This is a genomic window from Schaalia suimastitidis DSM 15538 (genome assembly GCF_000429105.1).
In the GTDB taxonomy this organism is placed as follows: domain Bacteria; phylum Actinomycetota; class Actinomycetes; order Actinomycetales; family Actinomycetaceae; genus Pauljensenia; species Pauljensenia suimastitidis.
Window position 1 is genome coordinate 83,678 of sequence record NZ_AUBF01000008.1, and the last position, 16,856, is coordinate 100,533.

14 protein-coding genes are annotated in these 16,856 nt (G+C 56.3%); 5 read left to right on the plus strand and 9 right to left on the minus strand.

The annotated features are described in order from the left end of the window. Positions 1 to 166: 166 nt before the first annotated feature. From G438_RS0103835 to G438_RS0103845, 3 genes are read right to left on the minus strand one after another with little or no spacing between them, the layout of a single operon-like run. On the minus strand, positions 167 to 1,552 hold the full coding sequence (locus G438_RS0103835) for an ABC transporter permease (protein WP_026460225.1): 1,386 nt from the start codon (positions 1,550 to 1,552) through the stop codon (positions 167 to 169). Next, entirely contained in the window at positions 1,549 to 2,355 is an 807-nt protein-coding gene (locus G438_RS10640) for an ABC transporter ATP-binding protein (RefSeq protein WP_051259284.1), read from the minus strand. The genes G438_RS0103835 and G438_RS10640 overlap by 4 nt, the downstream gene beginning before the upstream one ends. A 1-nt stretch (position 2,356) precedes the next feature. Then, positions 2,357 to 3,430, minus strand: a complete 1,074-nt coding sequence (locus tag G438_RS0103845; RefSeq protein WP_026460226.1) for an efflux RND transporter periplasmic adaptor subunit — start codon at positions 3,428 to 3,430, stop codon at positions 2,357 to 2,359. 197 nt (positions 3,431 to 3,627) lie between these two features. Between G438_RS0103845 and G438_RS0103850 the strand changes: the two genes are divergently transcribed. Then, positions 3,628 to 5,466: a glycerophosphodiester phosphodiesterase family protein gene (locus G438_RS0103850; RefSeq protein ID WP_026460227.1), complete on the plus strand. Its 1,839-nt coding sequence runs from the start codon at positions 3,628 to 3,630 to the stop codon at positions 5,464 to 5,466. Positions 5,467 to 5,637: 171 nt separating this feature from the next. On the opposite strand, the gene G438_RS10645 is transcribed toward G438_RS0103850, so the two are convergent. Then, positions 5,638 to 5,970, minus strand: a complete 333-nt coding sequence (locus G438_RS10645; RefSeq protein WP_051259268.1) for a TM2 domain-containing protein — start codon at positions 5,968 to 5,970, stop codon at positions 5,638 to 5,640. 137 nt (positions 5,971 to 6,107) lie between these two features. Here G438_RS10645 and G438_RS10650 point away from each other — a divergent pair, with 137 nt between their 5' ends. After that, entirely contained in the window at positions 6,108 to 7,046 is a 939-nt protein-coding gene (locus G438_RS10650; protein WP_084403042.1) for an HhH-GPD family protein, read from the plus strand. On the opposite strand, the gene G438_RS10655 is transcribed toward G438_RS10650, so the two are convergent. The 5 genes from G438_RS10655 to G438_RS0103890 all read right to left on the minus strand — a co-directional run bounded on the left by G438_RS10655 (position 7,043) and on the right by G438_RS0103890 (position 12,976). After that, complete coding sequence (locus G438_RS10655) at positions 7,043 to 7,693, minus strand: LytR C-terminal domain-containing protein (RefSeq protein ID WP_051259269.1); 651 nt, start codon at positions 7,691 to 7,693, stop codon at positions 7,043 to 7,045. The genes G438_RS10650 and G438_RS10655 overlap by 4 nt on opposite strands. A gap of 103 nt (positions 7,694 to 7,796) precedes the next feature. After that, the gene (locus G438_RS11895) at positions 7,797 to 8,642 is read right to left on the minus strand and encodes a variant leucine-rich repeat-containing protein (protein ID WP_026460228.1); all 846 of its coding nucleotides are present in this window, start codon (positions 8,640 to 8,642) and stop codon (positions 7,797 to 7,799) included. Positions 8,643 to 8,746: 104 nt separating this feature from the next. Further along, on the minus strand, positions 8,747 to 9,547 hold the full coding sequence (locus tag G438_RS0103875) for an anaerobic ribonucleoside-triphosphate reductase activating protein (protein ID WP_084403044.1): 801 nt from the start codon (positions 9,545 to 9,547) through the stop codon (positions 8,747 to 8,749). A 41-nt stretch (positions 9,548 to 9,588) separates the two neighbouring features. Next, positions 9,589 to 11,475, minus strand: coding sequence for a ribonucleoside triphosphate reductase (locus G438_RS0103880; RefSeq protein WP_034285036.1), 1,887 nt, complete (start codon positions 11,473 to 11,475; stop codon positions 9,589 to 9,591). Between the two features lie 511 nt (positions 11,476 to 11,986). After that, entirely contained in the window at positions 11,987 to 12,976 is a 990-nt protein-coding gene (locus G438_RS0103890; RefSeq protein WP_051259270.1) for a phosphatase PAP2 family protein, read from the minus strand. 377 nt (positions 12,977 to 13,353) lie between these two features. Here G438_RS0103890 and G438_RS0103895 point away from each other — a divergent pair, with 377 nt between their 5' ends. Genes G438_RS0103895 through G438_RS0103905 form a run of 3 tightly spaced genes read left to right on the plus strand, consistent with a single transcriptional unit; the run spans position 13,354 to position 16,848 of the window. Beyond that, the gene (locus G438_RS0103895; RefSeq protein ID WP_026460232.1) at positions 13,354 to 13,809 is read left to right on the plus strand and encodes a YbjN domain-containing protein; all 456 of its coding nucleotides are present in this window, start codon (positions 13,354 to 13,356) and stop codon (positions 13,807 to 13,809) included. Next, positions 13,806 to 14,282, plus strand: coding sequence for a YbjN domain-containing protein (locus G438_RS0103900; protein WP_026460233.1), 477 nt, complete (start codon positions 13,806 to 13,808; stop codon positions 14,280 to 14,282). Before G438_RS0103895 ends, G438_RS0103900 begins: the two co-directional genes overlap by 4 nt. Beyond that, a complete protein-coding gene (locus G438_RS0103905) occupies positions 14,266 to 16,848 on the plus strand; it encodes a DEAD/DEAH box helicase (protein WP_338054384.1) in 2,583 nt (860 codons plus the stop codon). The genes G438_RS0103900 and G438_RS0103905 overlap by 17 nt, the downstream gene beginning before the upstream one ends. Positions 16,849 to 16,856 lie beyond the last annotated feature (8 nt).

The window sequence follows — 16,856 nt, forward strand, 5'->3', positions numbered from 1 at the left end:
CAGACACATGGCTTTACTTTAAAGCATCATGCCGCGCCTTGATGAGTGCTGCCAGCACTGCACCCTAAGGTCGCCGCACCAGCATAAGCTTTGCCAAGCTGGTCGCAAATAACACCCCGCAGTCGCAGACGCATCATCACAAACCGCGATGCGTCTGCGTCGCAGTCTAGGAACGAATCGCATCAATAGGCTTGACGCGAACCGCCGAAATCGCCGGAATAATACCGCATAGCGCACCGATCCCCACAGAGATACCCACCCCGGCAAGGGCCGCCCGCATGGGGAAGGACGGCGTTTCTTCGAGCACCACAGCAAGGATGGATTCCAACGGAAGATACCGCAGGATTACCACAGCGAACGCAACACCTAGGACGCCCGCAACAAAGGTAGCGACCACTGACTCCATAAATACTGCGAAGAACACACGGGAAGCAGATGCACCCATCGCTCGGCGGATACCAATTTCGCGCATCCGCTGTTTTACCGTGACTATCGCAACGTTAAGAAGACCCAGTGCACCTAGGAAAATGACGATGCCGCCAATGACCATGATGACTTTCTGCGTGGCGTCCATTTGTGCTTCGAAACCATCCGTCGTTTCACCGCCCCAAGCTTCAGCACTCCATCCCTGGCCAAGGACAGCGGCAATGGACAGCGGAAGTAAGCGCCTCGCCTCGTCCACTTGCTCTGGGCCAGCCCACACCAGCATCTCCGCGGTCGGTGACTGGTCTGTGCGCGTATACTGCCATGCTGCATAGGACATAATGACTTGCGGAGGGTCCCAGTGCGTTTTGGATTTCACAACACCCACCACACGATACATGCGGGGGATATCCTCATTGGTTGACAAGACAACGGGGTCGTTAATATCGGGCCGGGCAAGTGCTTTCCACATCACGTCATTAATAACGACCGGTGTGATGCGATGCTGTTCATCTCCTGGTTCCAACCAGCGCCCAGAAAGCACTTTCAGCCGATAGATCACTTGGTAAGCAGGGTCAACAGCCATCACTTCGGGATGCACGCTTCCCGATTCGGGCAATTCAATGGGTTTCTCGCGGAAGGTACCTGTCGACTGTGCCTGTAAGACTTCTTTGAATTCCGTAGGTACTGTGACCTTCCGCGACCAGTACGGTATGGCGTAACGCTGGGCCACAGACGCCATGGCTGAACCTACCGGATCGTTAATCGACCCGGTGTCGACTGCGGTGAGTTCCCCTTCGGTCGCCGATTCAGATGTGGAAGGCATCGGGCCGCTATATGTCACGATATGACCATTCTCGGTTGCCATACCGCCCATGATCATTGGCTCTGCGTTGGTATCGCCACTGCTTTTACTCGCCTGGATATGCAGGGTGACGGAGCGGCCCTCGTAGGACTCATTCATTTCTTTTTGTGCCTGGACCTGCAGATCACCCAAGGCTATGACGGTTGCCAATGCAGCAACGGCCGCCACCACACCCACAAGGGACAAAATGACGCGTGCCTTCTGGACTTTCACTTCGCCCCAAGCTTCCACAAGGGGACCCACTATGCGCGTAAGAAAGGTCATGGTGTCACCTCTGTGGCTAATTGTGTGTGCTCGCCACCGATACCTTGGCCACCTGCGTCCCGCCCCTTACCGGCACGAATCGCCTGTTCTCGCTCTGTAGGAGCCAGCGCCGATGCAGGATCATCAATAAGATGCAGACGCCCTTCGCTGAGCGACAGTACTCGGTCAGCACGCACAGCAACATTAAGGTCGTGCGTAATCACGATGAGGGCTGCATCATTTTCGTGGGCAACCTGCTCCAATAGGGTCATCACTGAACGTCCCGTATCAGGATCAAGTGCGCCTGTGGGTTCGTCAGCGAGGATCACTCGCGGCTTGCGGACAAGGGCGCGTGCGATGGCAATACGTTGCTGCTCACCACCTGACATTTGAGTTGGGTAGGAGTCGAGGCGCGTACCCAAGCCAACGCGCTCCAGCATCGCTGCGCACCGCGAGCGCCGCTGCCAAAACATGCCGCCAGAGGCGTACAGCAGCGGCACCTCAACATTTTCCAGCGCAGTACGCGCATTGAAGATATTGAACTGTTGGAAAACAAAGCCGAATGTGTCGCCACGCATACGCGCTCGGCTGCCTTCAGATAATTTGACAGCATCACGCCCGTCAATGGTGTAGGTCCCACCGTCGGGTTTATCCAACATGCCAATGATATTGAGAAGCGTGGACTTGCCCGTACCTGAACGACCAACGACCGACACGTGCTCCCCCGCCTCGATGCTCAGATCGATCCCCCGCAAAATGTGAAGATCTGAACCATCAGGCAGGACCACGCTGCGCGTGACGCCTTGAAGTTCTACCAGGGACATGTCACGCACCCTCACCCGATGTGTCTTCGGTAAGAGCCTCTTTACCCTCAGGCACCACACCCATATCCTGGTCCATCATTTGCTGAAGCTGCTCCTGCTTACGGTTGGGGATGAACTCAAGGACCTCCTGGGTTTCTTCCAGACCTTCTTTGATTTCAACACGTTTTCCATCAGTCAACCCAAGTTTGACTGACACTTTGTCGGGCGTACCGGTTTGCGCGTTCGGAATATAAACGAAACCTGTTTCAAATCGGCCTTCCACAGCACTTATTGGCAGCGTCATGACACCTTGCACGGAACCTGCGATAAGGTCCATCTGTACTTGAAGGCCAGGGAAAACCTGCTGCTCGGCTGGCACAGCACATACGGCGCGTATACCGGATGTGTTGGAGCCTTCGGTACTGCCTGAGGTTTGGGGAGTTTGGGTTGCTTTAGATGTTTCCACACGTAGTGACGTGCATTCAAAGGGGGCCGGGCCGTCTTTAATGGTGACTGTCGCGGTTTCTGGCAGGTTTTGGATTCGATACATCTGCTCCGGGCTAAGGCTCGCCACCGCTGAGTAATTGGGTGGTTGTATGCGTGCCACCACGTCCCCGATATTGAAGTGTTGACCTTTGAGCGCAGAAATTGACACCGTTCCCGAAGTTGGGGAGCTAAAAGTCTCGTATTTATACCATGGCCTGCCTGGAATAATTTCTACATTTCCTTCTGCATCGGTGCGCTGAGTGTCTTGCCCAGGCATTTCCTTTCGGACCTCAACAAGTGGGGCGCCTGCTTCCACCCAAGCTCCGTCCGCAACATGCACCACCGTTACCTCGCCGTCAAGGGTGGCCTTCGTATCAACGGTGGGTACGGCCTCGATCGTTCCTTGTATTTTCACCGTATTCGTAATATCGCCACGCTCAGGCATTACAGTGATTTCACCATAGGTCGCTGAAGGATCCACCACTACCGTGTCCTCGGCTTTAATACTGGGGAAGAAAGCAAATTTCACAAAGGCCGCGGCTATAACAAGCCAGCACAACGTTTTCACAATATTGAAAACCATGGCGGCTTTGCCTTGATGGGTTGACATTGGGATCCTCCTCAACGGCGAGTGATAATCGGACGCACTGCCGATCAGGTTACCGGTTACTTTCCCTGGTTCACTACTATTTTTGAAGTTACTTAGGGAAAGTTCAGGGTATTCTCAGGGTGCCCTGAAACCCGTTGCGGTTGACGCATATTGCACCCGACAGCTTACTCTGTAAGCCCCCGTTGTGAAGGAATACTATGCCGCCCAAATCTGACGTACAGCACGAACCGCTCCCTGTCGCTATCCCGTGGCTTATTAGAGGCGGCACCCCATCGGATTTATGGCTCTACATCCGATACCATCTGTTGTCCAAACTGCTTTTGTCGCTCGTGGTCTTTCCGTTATTTCGCTTTCTTGCCCACGGTCTGATCCTCCTGTCAGGACGCACATCAATCAGTTCAGGGGACTTCAAAGGCTTCCTTTTTAGCCCCTATGGCTTCATCATCATTGTGCTGAGTCTTTTTCTCCTCACAGTAATGCTGGTCACCGACATTGTTGCCTTTGTCATTGTCGAAATGCGTCGCATGTGCGGTGAAGCTCTCCCCAGTGCCCGCACGCTGCTGTGGATGGCACTACGCCACGTGCCGCGCTTCTTCCACCCTGGCACCTTGGTTTTCGTACTTGTACCCAGCCTTTTTGTTCCGCTGGCCGGTTTTGGTCCCTCCCTCGCAGGCTTGTCATGGCTGAAGATACCGGCATTCGTCCAGCACGTCATCTTCGACAATACGTGGTATAGCCTCGCATACGGATTTGTCGTTCTTGTGTGTGTTGTGGTGACCTTTTTCCTACTGCAAACGGTGCCCGCCATGTTGGTCTTAGACCTCAATCCGTTGCAGGCCATGCGCATGTCGGCGCGTTTCACGAGGCGTCACTGGCGCCACCAACTTCGCTCTGTACTGCGCAGCTTCCTCTCACTTGCTGTCAGTGTCATCTGCGTATTTGGACCTGTTGCACTGTTAACCGTTATAGGTACCCAGTGGGCGTCGTCATCCCTGTTTGCTTCACGTATGTCCGCTATTGCGGTCACTTTGTCAGCCTCAGCTGCGATGGCTGTCATTATTTTCCTGTCGGCTCCGTTACGACTGCGCGGCTCTACACGCTATTTTGCTCAGAGCGAGGGGGGCCAGGAGTTTACGCGGCGTGATATTGCCCTTGTTCGTCGTGAAGATCGCAAAGCGTGGCCACGCTTAATTGGTGCCTTCACCTCAGGCATCGTGGCGTTGATTGGCCTATCTGCTTTTGGCGCTTATGCCTTTGATGTGCTATTCCCCCACTCCGGCCCTATTGCGGTCGTTGCTCACCGAGGCGGGGGGAACCTTGATGCAGAAAACTCCGTTGAGGGCGTGGTTGCTGCCGCTAATGCTGGTGCGGCGTGGACTGAAATTGATGTGCAACGAACCGCGGACGGGTACTACATCGTCAACCACGACGAGACCTTCCAGCGCCTCGCAGGCGACTCACGCCGCGCCTCGAAGATGACTCTTGAGCAAATCCGCGCATTGCAGGTGAAAAATACTTTCACTGCTGGTGCCCCGTCGCGCCATATCGCCACTTTGGATGAGGTTTTCGAAGCCGCCCGTGGACGCATTGGTCTCTATATTGAGCTGAAGGGTGCCACCGCGGATAAGCAGATGGTGGACGATGTGGCCCAGATGATCCGCCGCAACCACATGGAATCCCAGGCGGTGATCCTCAGCCTCGATCTTGACCTCATTAAATATTCTGAGGCGCACTACCCGCAGCTACTATCGGGGTATCTGTTCTACTTTGCGTTAGGCGATATTACAGCGATACCCGCTGACTACCTCATTATGGAAGAAGGATTAGCGTCTGAGGATCGCATTTTCCAGGTCCAGTCAGCGGGGAAACGTGCTGTGGTGTGGACGGTGAATTCGGCTGAGTCGATTACTCGTTTTTCTGCCTCAAGTGTTGATGGGATTATCACCGACAAGCCTGTTGAGGTTTTGCAGGCACTCACACAAGCCAAACTTCGTTCGGATTTTGAACGTGTAGTTGACGCACTGATGACTTTCTAAACGGTCTCAACAATTGGCCCGTGCACCTTTCGGGCCTGTGCGCAAGGGTTTTTTCTGCGCTCGAGTTGCCATGAAATGGCGGCGCACACACGAAATGGCGGATTTTCAAGGGAAAATATCCTGAAAATCCGCCATTTGTGAGCTTTTGGTGTAGCCGTTATCGGCCCACGCTCAGCTTGCCAGTGGCACACCGTTGGCGTCATGGCCGTAAGAGCCTGAACGCATCAAGATAAGGATGAACTCAACGAATGCCCAGATTGCAGTCACCCACGACAAAAGGAAGAGGGACAGCAGCGTGAGCAGAAGCTGCGCGATACCGCGTCCGGTGTACCCAAGGTAGAAATTGTGGGCGCCGAAGCAGCCGAGGAAAAATGCGAGCAAAGCCGCAGCGATCATTGACTTTTGTTGAGGCTGCACCTGATATTGCGGTTGTCCGTAGGCCTGCTGTGCGTACTGCGGTTGTGCACCCTGTGCGCCCGGGTATTGGGGATCGTAAGCGCTCATCGGTATATCTCCTGAGTTGTGTGGAACGAAGCCTTAGCCATTGTGGCACACACGGCGGGGACAGCCGACAAGCCATCCACATCTAAATACATTAGGGTGTCACTTATTGCCCGCAGCGCGTCACTCAAGGAGTTTGGATGCCGAAAGCCAGCCTCTACAGCACTGAAGTTGCTTTGGCTCGCATCCTCGCTCCCCTGCTTGATCAGTGGTATACCCGCTATGGCCGAGACCTTCCCATGCGCCGCCCTGACGTCACCCCGTGGGCGACATTGGTTTTTGAGGTAATGAGTCAACAGACACCCATTTTGCGTGTGGAACCTATCTGGACTGTATGGATGCGTCGCTGGCCCACTCCGGCAGCTCTTGCTCAAGCGGCATCCGCTGATGTCCTTGTGGAATGGGACCGCCTAGGCTATCCTTCCCGTGCTTTGCGCCTGCGAGACTGCGCTGCCGCCATTGCAGCTCGCCCTGGCGGCGAGGTTCCAGCTGACTACGATGAATTGCTTTCCTTACCCGGCATTGGCCCGTATACGGCCAGTGCCCTCGCTTCTTTTCAGTTTCATCAGCGTCGCCCGGTGTTGGACACAAATGTGCGGCGTGTTTTGTCGCGCGTTATCGGCGGAAAGTCTGCGCCCCCAAGTGCAGCGCCAACCAAACGCGAAATCGCGTTGGCAACGTCCGTACTTCCGGCCGATGGCCAAGCGGCTGCACGATGGAATGTGGCGGTGATGGAGTTTGGTGCGTTGGTGTGTACCAGCCGAACACCACAGTGTGACGATTGTCCGCTCCGTCAGCATTGTCAGTGGGCGCGCACAGGTTTCCCTGTGACGCATTCGCCGAGGCGGAGCCAAGCTTGGACCGGCACTGACAGGCAGGCGCGTGGCCGGGTTATTGAGGCACTGCGACGTCGGCACCGTGGTGACGCATCGGGCGCGCCGACACTTACGTGGCAGGAGGCTCTTGCCGAGGCGACACTTCCAGGTGCGGAAGAGGCGCAGGCTGCGCGCGTATTGGAAGGCCTACTTGCTGATGGCTTGATTATTCGCGTTGGGAAAGAGCAGGTGGCTCTCCCCTAATTCGAGCTTGTGTCGGTCACGGCGTTGTTATCTGAGGTAACGCCATCTTTAAGGGGAAGACAATTCGACGGGGCAACTAGGGCACTCTGGTCGCCGATAACGTTGGCTAAATCTGCTTGGGCGACTCCGCCGTCGAAGAACTCACCCAGTTCGACGATCACAAGGTCATCGGCTGCACCTGACAGCACTACCTGTGCGCCTGGGAAGAAACGCGCAACAGTATAGGCTTGAGCAACTGCACTAGGACCTGCACTAATGCGGACACGTCCAGCATATTCCTCAGCTGAGTTACCTGGTTCTAATGGAGTAAATCCAGCTGCCTGCAGCAACGCAGTGGCTTCGCCAGCGATACCTTGGCGTGACGTCGCATTGAGAACTTGCACTTTGACCATCTCAGCTGCAACGGGAAGTGTGTTGGCTGGTGGACACGGTACGTCACCGACTTCGGCAAATTTTTCTTCCGCATTGAAGGTCTGGCCGATAGGCAATGGGATGATGCCGTTCAGCACCAGCAAACTGATGACAACTAAACCAGCCAGGGCAGCGAATACGACGCTGAAGGTAATATTTTGGCGGCGCTGGCGCTCACGACGAAACCTTTGGCGTGGTGTTGGCCCGTACGTAGAAGTGTCAAAAGGATTACTCACAGAACAAACCTACAAGACATCGAGTGGTAACGGCATCTGCTTGGCCACATGTCGTTGCTGTGAGCCGACACCATACCGGCCGTCCAGCGCAGCCGCGCGGTATTTACCAGGGGAAATTCGCCTCGGTAATGGGACCTTCATCGCTACTGGTCCACCCTTGGCGTGCAAGAGCAATTGCCTTACCTGTGTACCGATTCCAGCAGCTCATGCCTTTTTCCGTTGAGGTGCAGGCAAAACTTCCTGTCACTGCGCTGCTTCCATAGGCAACAGTGACACTTCCACCTGACTGCGGTATCAACGCACCACCGCAGGTACGGCGAGCCCCTTCCGAGCCCAAGATCACCTGCGTGAATTGAGTTGACGTACAGTTTTCCTGGTCTGTATTTTCCCAGTCGTGGGTGACGATCGTGCAGGTGAGGGAGTCTTGCCCACCAACACACTCAATATTTCCTGAGGGTGAACGCACCAGTCCAACTGTCTGCGATCCTTCCGGAGCTGGGAAACGTTCCTCCGTTGTGGGCTCTACCGACGGTGCAGGCGTTTTAGCGGGCTCCTCAGGCTGAGGATCTTTACCTTCGATGATGATCGTCGGCTCGGTCCCACCGCCTGCACCGTCGTTACGTGCGCCAAATTCGCGCAAAAGGAACCATGTGCCACCGGCAAGTACAAGCGCTGCGACAATTACTGTGACCAACAATGGCCAGTGCGATTTTTGGGGACTTTGAGCCACCGGCGTCAAAGGAAATAACTCCCCAGTTGTGGCGTTACCTGCTTTCTCCTGTTCGTGGATCCAACGGCGTAGAGCCGGGTAGCAGGCAGGATTTTGGGCAACAGTTAGCCGCAGTTGCGGGTAATGGTAGGCAATTTCACGCAAAACAGCAGGCGACGTATGAGGATTAGCAGCTGAAGCCGCCAATCCGTGCGCTGCGGGCAACTCTGTTTGACTCACTGTCCGCCTCCACTGACCGATCGAGTTCTTGCTACTTTACCCGGCAAGTAGCCGCACGTGCAGCGCGAGTATGTCACAGTCTGGTCTCGCCCCCCATCGTTCGTCTATGCGCTGCGGTATTCAAAGTGCGTAAAACCAAGGGTTTCGATCTGTTCAGCCCAGCGCTGGACGAGGCCGTCCCACCCTTTCGCTGTCGCCACAAAGTCCGCTGGCGCCCCCATGGCCCGTGCCTGTTGGAGGGCAAAATAACCGACACCTGCCTGCCGCAGCCGCCGAGCTACCTCAAGCACATCGCGTGGGCCATCAGGGTAAACGGTCAGACGTACTTCGTAGGCGGTATCCGGGCATCCCAAAAGGACGTCAAGGGACTCCCAGGCTTTTTCTCCTGCATGGGCACGGCCAGCGACCTGCTCGTAGGATGACCCAGGCAGGGCCTTAATATCGAGGCCAACCCAGTCAATGAGGCCTTGGGCCAGCAGTGTCTTCAGGCGCGTGGGGTAGGGACCGGCAGTGTGGAGCCCCACCTGGTAACCCAGGTCTTTCACGCGGCGCATCGCAGCTCCCAAGCTGATTTGCCGCGTCGCTTCACCACCTGAGAAGACGACGCCGTCAAGGAGGCCATGGCGGCGCTTTAGCAACTGTTCGACGCGTGACCAAGCAATAACGCCTGGGATACGCGGGTCGATGATAGCGACGTTATGACAGTACGGGCACTGCCACGGGCATCCTTGACAAAAGACTGTGGCGACGAGTTTTCCTGGCCAGTCCACGGCCGACATGGGGCTAAGTCCAGCGATTTGCAGGTCATCAGCACTGTCGGCACGTGGACGCACCAAGGTAGGCGGTGCCACAGCCTGCGGGGCAGACAGCTGCACATCTATCGGCACGGCACCTGGGCTGGGCATAGGGCAGGCAGCGGACCTACCGTTCCCGGCCTCGTTAATCGTCACCGCTGCCCAACCGGTGGGAATGCGCTGACAAGTTCACCGTGCTGCTCGGCCGCCTCTTCCGAAAACATGCGCCGCTGAGCGTATTCGCCTTTCTTGCCCACGTTAAAGGACTGTACGGGACGGAAGTACCCCATGACGCGTGTCCACACTTCACATTGAACTGCTTCACGGTCAGGGTGAGCCTGGGCGCATTTTTCGCAGGTGAGATGCTCACCTGATAGGTAGCCGTGTACTGGGCAGATGCTGAAGGTTGGAGTGATCGTAATGTAGGGGACTTTAAAGGCCGTGAGGGAGCGACGCACCATTTCTTTACATGCCTGCCCGTTACTCATTGCCTGCCCCATATACAGGTGCAGGACAGTCCCCCCGGTGTACTTGCCTTGGAGGACTTCCTGACGTTCCAACGCTTCGAAAGGATCGTCAGTAAAGCCCACCGGAAGCTGTGAGGAATTCGTGTAATAGGGTTGCTCGGCGCTGCCCGCCTGGAGGATGTTAGGGAAGGCTTTGCGGTCTTCTTTTGCGAAACGATAGGTGGTGCCTTCGGCAGGTGTGGCTTCCAGGTTATACATATGACCCGTCGCTTCTTGAAGAGAGACCATACGTTCACGGATATGATCAAGGAGGTCAGCAACCATATGAAAACCAGCATCATCAGTGATGTCGTAGGCATCGCCAGTGAAGTTACGAACCATTTCATTCATGCCGTTAACACCAATGGTGGAGAAATGATTGTCAAGGCTGCCGAGGTAACGGTGGCTGTAGGGAAAAAGACCGGAGTCCATGTGGTGTTGTATCACCGCGCGTTTTGCTTCAAGGGTGGTGCTGGCGATGTCGATGAGACGGTCGGTGGCCGCATACAGTCCGTCAATGTCGCCTGCATGAAGGTACCCTAGGCGCGCCATATTGAGGGTAACCACACCGATGGAGCCGGTTAATTCTGCCGACCCAAAGAGACCGTTGCCGCGTTTGAGTAACTCACGCAGGTCCAGCTGTAGACGGCAGCACATGGAGCGGATCATATGCGGGTCAAGGTCGGAGTTAATGAAGTTTTGGAAGTACGGCAGGCCGTATTTCGCGGTCATTTCAAAGAGACGCTCAGCATTGGGTGTATCCCAATCAAAATCAGGCGTGATGTTGTACGTGGGGATAGGGAAGGTGAAGACGCGACCATCGGCGTCACCTTGCTGCATGACGTCGATAAAGGCGCGGTTGATCATATCCATTTCGGCTTGAAGTTCACCATAGGTAAAGTCAACGACGTCACCGCCAATGAAAGGGTATTCGTCGACGAGGTCGTCAGGGCACGTCCAGTCGAAGGTAAGATTCGTGAAAGGGCATTGGCTGCCCCAGCGGCTTGGCACGTTGAGGTTATATACCAGTTCTTGCATACATTGGACGACCTCGTCGTATTCCATATTGTCGAGGCGAACGAAGGGTGCCATATAGGTGTCGAATGAACTGAATGCTTGTGCTCCTGCCCATTCGTTCTGAAGGGTGCCAAGGAAGTTGACGATTTGTCCGCAGGCAGAGGAGAAGTGTTTGGGTGGGGCCGAGGCGATGGCTCCTGATACGCCATTGAAGCCTTCTTGGAGGAGCCTCTTCAGTGACCAGCCAGCACAGTATCCGGCGAACATGTCGAGGTCATGGATGTGGATGTCTCCGCTGCGGTGAGCCGCTCCGGCTTCGGGGGTGTAAATACGTTCGAGCCAGTAATTGGCCACCATTTTTCCGGCGGCGTTGAGGATCATGCCGCCCAGAGAGTAGCCCTGGTTCGCGTTGGCGTTGACGCGCCAGTCAGATCGGCTGAGGTATTCCTCAATTGTGCCAATGGCGTCCACGTCGTAGCGTGTGGGGGTGGCGGTGGTCTGGGCGCGCTCGTTCATGGCTACCTTCGCTGGTCGTTCCGAATACACGGGTGATGGGCCGTGTTGTGGGCTGTGTGGCGACGAAGCGACAGGCATTTACGCTTGGCATTGGCCTTGATGGCATCATCGCATTATTTGACGCTTCAACCACTACATACAGTGGTTAGCGTGACTCTTAGACACTACATATGGGGGTGACGCTTTTCCAGTGCAACATCCCGCGTGTCTCATCACGTAAACCGTGCAGGCAGACAAATGCGCAGCTTACCTAGTAAGGCACGGACTTTCGTCCCTTTCAGTGGTTGCAACCTGAATTAACTCACGCCACTTGACCACACGTGGCGCACGCCACTGCAGGAACAACGGCAACACGACCGCGAAACTGACACCGCCTCGGCAATATCACTGCAGTACACACCACGTCATCTACCGCGATAACGACAGGTGTAGTCGCCGCAGGTAAATACTGACCACAGGCATGGTGGCGGTAATGCGATGACGACAGGCGTGCTGGCAGCCGCTTAGGCGATTACTGGCCGGAGAGACGATCAACGGCGTTAACAACGGCCCCTACAGTGGCAACGATCCACATCACAGACGCAAAAGCGAATAAACGCGTCTTTAATGGGTTGTCTGCAAGAAAATCTTCAAAACCGTAGCCATTCCCAGGCTCGGCAACAGCCGTAATATCAACGCCTAACAAAGCCCACAGGCTCATGACAGCCGCAACGACAGCCGAGAAAAGCACCACAAGAGTCATGAGCTGCTGCAGTGGCACACTGTGTCGGCGACGCGTTTCGATAGGCGACAACAGTAATGCCCACATCCCCGTAATCAACACCGACACCACCACATCACTGATGCGATGCCACCCAAAAGCCATCACGATCACACCCACCAGCGATGTCCACACCCAACCAAACCACGCTGAAGGGCCTCGTAGCCATTCGGGGGCGACCATCACCAGCGCAATACATAACGAGATGGCAACGGCGACATGTCCTGATGGCAGTGAGTTACTCACCAAGGTCACCACACCCAAGTCAGGACGCTGCAACAGCCATTTAAGAATCTGCACAGTGGCATTGGCGGCAAGTAGCATTCCAAGTGCACGTCCTGCCAACGTCGGCCGACGACGCAGCACGGCGACTATGGCGACGACAACAGCCGCACCAATTAAAACCGGCACCGAAATAATCCCCGTCACAGTACGGCCCACATGTAAAACGCTTGCCGACCAGGTCATCAGCGCCTCCATGGCGACAGTGTCGATACTTTGTCCCCAGGTGGTAGCCATCGCCGTCAAAGTCAGGAAGAGCGCCATGATGGCGCACAGCACCGCCCCAACGATTCGCCGCCGCAAACGCAGCTCATAGGGGACCGGAGTGTTATCTATGCGAAAAAGACGCGGCAGACTTGAATGTGTCGTCGAGGACGTTGAAGCAACTTTGTGCCCTCGGGGCCGCGCGGGGCCGCGTCGACGCATCGAGGCACTAGCCGTTTCTTGCTGTTCCTTCATTGTCACCTCCACCAAAATGTCTACCTCTGTTGGCCCACTGTACTTGCCGAGGCAAGAATCGTCTTCCGCAGCACGCGGGCCGCACGTCCAACACTATCGCCGCAACGGCAAAGTACGACACTGCTCAGACCCCCGGACCCACTGACAACGCGGACTAAGCAAGCATGCGGCACGGACTGGGCGTGCACGCCACACAGCTAGGCCCACCATGGACCTAGCCACAAAACCCACCGCTCATCCACACCGCTAAGCCCAGCGCCTACCCACGTTACATAGCCCAGCCCACGACCGACACCGGAACAAGGACGCTTGCCCGCGCCGTCACGGCTGACCTCAACTACAGTGGACTACGCCCGTCAACCCTCGCAGGAGGAATCGTGTCCACTCCGACACCTGTCGATACCGCGCGCATCGAAAAGATGCTGAGCCGACGCGACATTCATTTTGGTTCGATCTCAGATTCCGAATTCGCGGTCCCCACCCACAATGCGGTATTCCACATCAACACCTCGAATCCGCAGATACTACAGGTACGCGGGCAATGGCGTGGTGTTGCTGCAGACGGATCATCCTTTGCGCTACTCGCCGAACAAATCGCACAGTGCAATGCCACACGCACCGGACCGAAAGCCTACCTTGCACCCTTTGAAGACGGGGAACACTTCGGCTTGATCGCAGAGTCAAATATCGTTGCCACTGCTGGCCTCACCCCCACTCAATTGGACACCTTTTTCGAATCATCCATGTCACTCATCATGTGTTTCTTCCGTGATCTTGAAGCCGCATGTCCATCCCTTGTGACGTGGGATGACAATGAGGAGGTTGAGCCGTGAGCGTTCCATTCGCCGTTCCCGACAACGACACAACACCATGGCCGCTGGACTTTGAACGTCTACTCAAGACCATGAATGACATGGATTACGCAGCCGACATCCTCGTCCCAGGCAAGGCAGCCGGCGCAGTCTTCGACAAGGTTCCTTTCCTTTTCTCCATTGACTCAACGGGCCGCTTCCTCTCAATCCGCGCAATTTGGGATACAGGCATGACACCTGCGGAGGTCTCCTCGTGGGTTTTTGCTGCTTGCGACAGTTGGAATCGCGAAAAATACTTCCCCACAATGTACTGGGTCAACGGAGAGGACGGCCACGTCCAAATATGTGCCGACTTCGCCGTCGATACTGCCGCCGGGCTTTCAAATGTGCAACTCAAAGACAACCTCGCAGCGGGCCTCTCAACGGGTATCACCGCCATTGAGTACATCCAACAGGCATGCGAGCAATGCGGTACCGGTGACACCACCAACTGACGCCCCGACCTTTGGGCAGCAGGCGCCGCAAACCCAAGAACACCCGCTGGTGGAGCTGTTGCGCACACTCGCCGAAGGTGACGACCGCCTCGTATCGGTGACCACACTGCCGGCCAGGTCCGCCTCCTATGCTGCGTGGCCCGATTGGATAAACGCCGATGTGCGCGCAGCATGGGCAGCCCGTGGCGTGAAAAATCCGTGGTCACACCAGGTCCAGGCTTTAGAAGCGTTACATAATGGCCACGATATCGTGCTGGCAACCGGGACCGGTTCTGGAAAATCCATGGCAGCCTGGGCGCCGATCCTTAGCGACTTGGCGACAACGAGCCATTCACAAAGGATCTCTGATGTCCACCGTCGCCCCACCTGCTTGTATATCGCGCCAACAAAGGCCCTTGCTGCCGACCAATTGGATGCCTTACAGCGCCTCTTACGGGGTACGACCACGCTCGACAGCACTGCCGACAAGCCCTCGCCGCTGACGATGGTGCGAGCCGCGACGGCGGACGGGGATACGCCTCGTGAAGCAAAGGAATGGGCGCGTTCCCACGCGGATCTTCTGCTGACAAACCCCGATTATCTTCACCATGTCATGCTGCCTGGGCACGAGCGGTGGCGACGTTTCTTGGCCTCGCTACGCTACGTGGTCATTGACGAATTGCACTATTGGCGGGGCGTAACAGGCAGTCATATTGCGCTAGTGATGCGCCGTCTGCTGCGGATTGCGCGGCGCCTAGGCGCCAACGTTCGCGTCATCATGTTGTCGGCAACCGTACGAGACCCCGCTAGTGTTGGCCAAGCGATGACAGGCAGGCCATGCGTCGCCATTGATACGGACGGGTCACCTGCTGGGCAACACCATATTGTCCTGTGGCAAGGTGCGCAGATCCTTGACCCTGACACGGTCGATATCGACCACTATCTACGCGCCGTAACGGCTGCTGAACAGGCTAAACGTGCAGCAGAATTAGGTAGCGATGGACGTGGCGACCAGGGGCCAATGGACCCTGCGCTCCTGTATGCGCCGATGCAGCGCCGTTCAGCACAGACCGAAGCAGCCATCCTCACGTCGGCAATGGTCTCTCAAGGTGCGCGTCTGCTTACCTTTGTGCGTTCACGTGCGGGGGCCGAGGCGGTAGCTGCGCAGGTACATGAGCGTTTACGGTCGCTTTCGCACCAGTACGCTGATGCGGTATCAGCCTATCGTGGCGGGTATTTGCCCAATGAGCGACGTGCTTTAGAACAAGCGCTGCGACAAGGAGATATTCGTGCACTCGCGACGACCTCTGCTTTGGAATTGGGGGTGGACGTCTCGGGCTTGGATGCCACGATTACCGCTGGGTGGCCGGGTACGCGTGCCTCTTTCTGGCAGCAGGCTGGCCGCGCGGGCCGCGCCGGTTCCGAAGGGGTTTCGGTGTTGGTGGCCTCTGAGAATCCTTTAGATACCTATCTGGTGCACCATGGTGAGGAAATTTTTGAGCAGGTTGAAGCTGCCGTCATTGATCCGAATAACCCGTGGGTACTGGCTCCTCATCTGTGTGCCGCTGCTGCAGAGTTCCCGCTTGTAGCACCGCACCTGGATAATGGGGACGATCTGAGCATTTTTGGCCCTTCTGCGCCAGCGGTTTTAGCTCGGCTCACTGATGATGCGTTGCTCAAGCGTCGCGACGCAGGGTGGTTTTGGGATGCGACACGGAAGGAACGCCCCAGTGACCTCACCGATTTGCGAGGCGCCGGTGGCGACGTGCAAATCATCGACGTGCGTTCGGGTGCCGTGATTGGCACCGTGGATAACACATCGGCTGATGCGCAGGTCTTTCCCGATGCGATCTATGTCCATCAGGGCCGCACCTTCCACGTCTTGTCATTGGCGCCGCTCCTTCAAGGTGCCTCAGGCGAGTCGGATGACCGTCAACGCGTCGCCATGGTCGAGGAGGTGCGCACACCACTGCGTACGCGCGCCAAACAGCATGTGTCGGTGGACATTATAGGTGTTGAGGCATCGTGGACAAGTCCCGATGGTGCTGTGACATGGCATTTTGGCCCTGTTGTTGTGTCAACGAAGGTCACCGATTTTGATCTGTTGCGCCTACCCGGTCTCGACTTTATCCGCAACCAGGAGTTGTCACTTCCAACGCACCGTTTGGACACGAAAGCGGTGTGGTACACGCTCACTGCCAGTTCTGTTGCACGCATGGGAATAGCTGACGCTGACCTACCTGGGGCACTTCATGCCGCAGAACATGCCTCAATCGCGATGTTGCCCCTACTGGCACGATGCGACCGGTGGGATCTGGGTGGCTTGTCGGCTGCGTTACATCCCGACACGAATGCACCAACAGTATTTGTCCACGACGCCTATCGAGGCGGTGCAGGCCACGCACAAACCGGGTTCGATCGCCTCGCGCAGTGGATGACGTCCACGCTTGAGGTAGTGTCCACCTGCGCATGTAGTGATGGGTGTCCGCGGTGTATCCAATCTCCAAAGTGCGGCAATGGCAATGATCCTTTGTCGAAAGACGGGGCCATCGCGCTCTTGACTTTCCTTGTCCAGCATTGTCCGTGATAGTACGC

What these genes read in the sequence shown, in the direction of transcription:
- G438_RS0103835 (WP_026460225.1), bottom strand. Translation starts at nt 1,552, where the DNA reads ATGACCTTTCTTACGCGCATAGTGGGTCCCCTTGTGGAAGCTTGGGGC.
- G438_RS10640 (WP_051259284.1), bottom strand. Translation starts at nt 2,355, where the DNA reads ATGTCCCTGGTAGAACTTCAAGGCGTCACGCGCAGCGTGGTCCTGCCT.
- G438_RS0103845 (WP_026460226.1), bottom strand. Translation starts at nt 3,430, where the DNA reads ATGTCAACCCATCAAGGCAAAGCCGCCATGGTTTTCAATATTGTGAAA.
- G438_RS0103850 (WP_026460227.1), top strand. Translation starts at nt 3,628, where the DNA reads ATGCCGCCCAAATCTGACGTACAGCACGAACCGCTCCCTGTCGCTATC.
- G438_RS10645 (WP_051259268.1), bottom strand. Translation starts at nt 5,970, where the DNA reads ATGAGCGCTTACGATCCCCAATACCCGGGCGCACAGGGTGCACAACCG.
- G438_RS10650 (WP_084403042.1), top strand. Translation starts at nt 6,108, where the DNA reads ATGCCGAAAGCCAGCCTCTACAGCACTGAAGTTGCTTTGGCTCGCATC.
- G438_RS0103875 (WP_084403044.1), bottom strand. Translation starts at nt 9,547, where the DNA reads ATGCCCAGCCCAGGTGCCGTGCCGATAGATGTGCAGCTGTCTGCCCCG.
- G438_RS0103880 (WP_034285036.1), bottom strand. Translation starts at nt 11,475, where the DNA reads ATGAACGAGCGCGCCCAGACCACCGCCACCCCCACACGCTACGACGTG.
- G438_RS0103890 (WP_051259270.1), bottom strand. Translation starts at nt 12,976, where the DNA reads ATGAAGGAACAGCAAGAAACGGCTAGTGCCTCGATGCGTCGACGCGGC.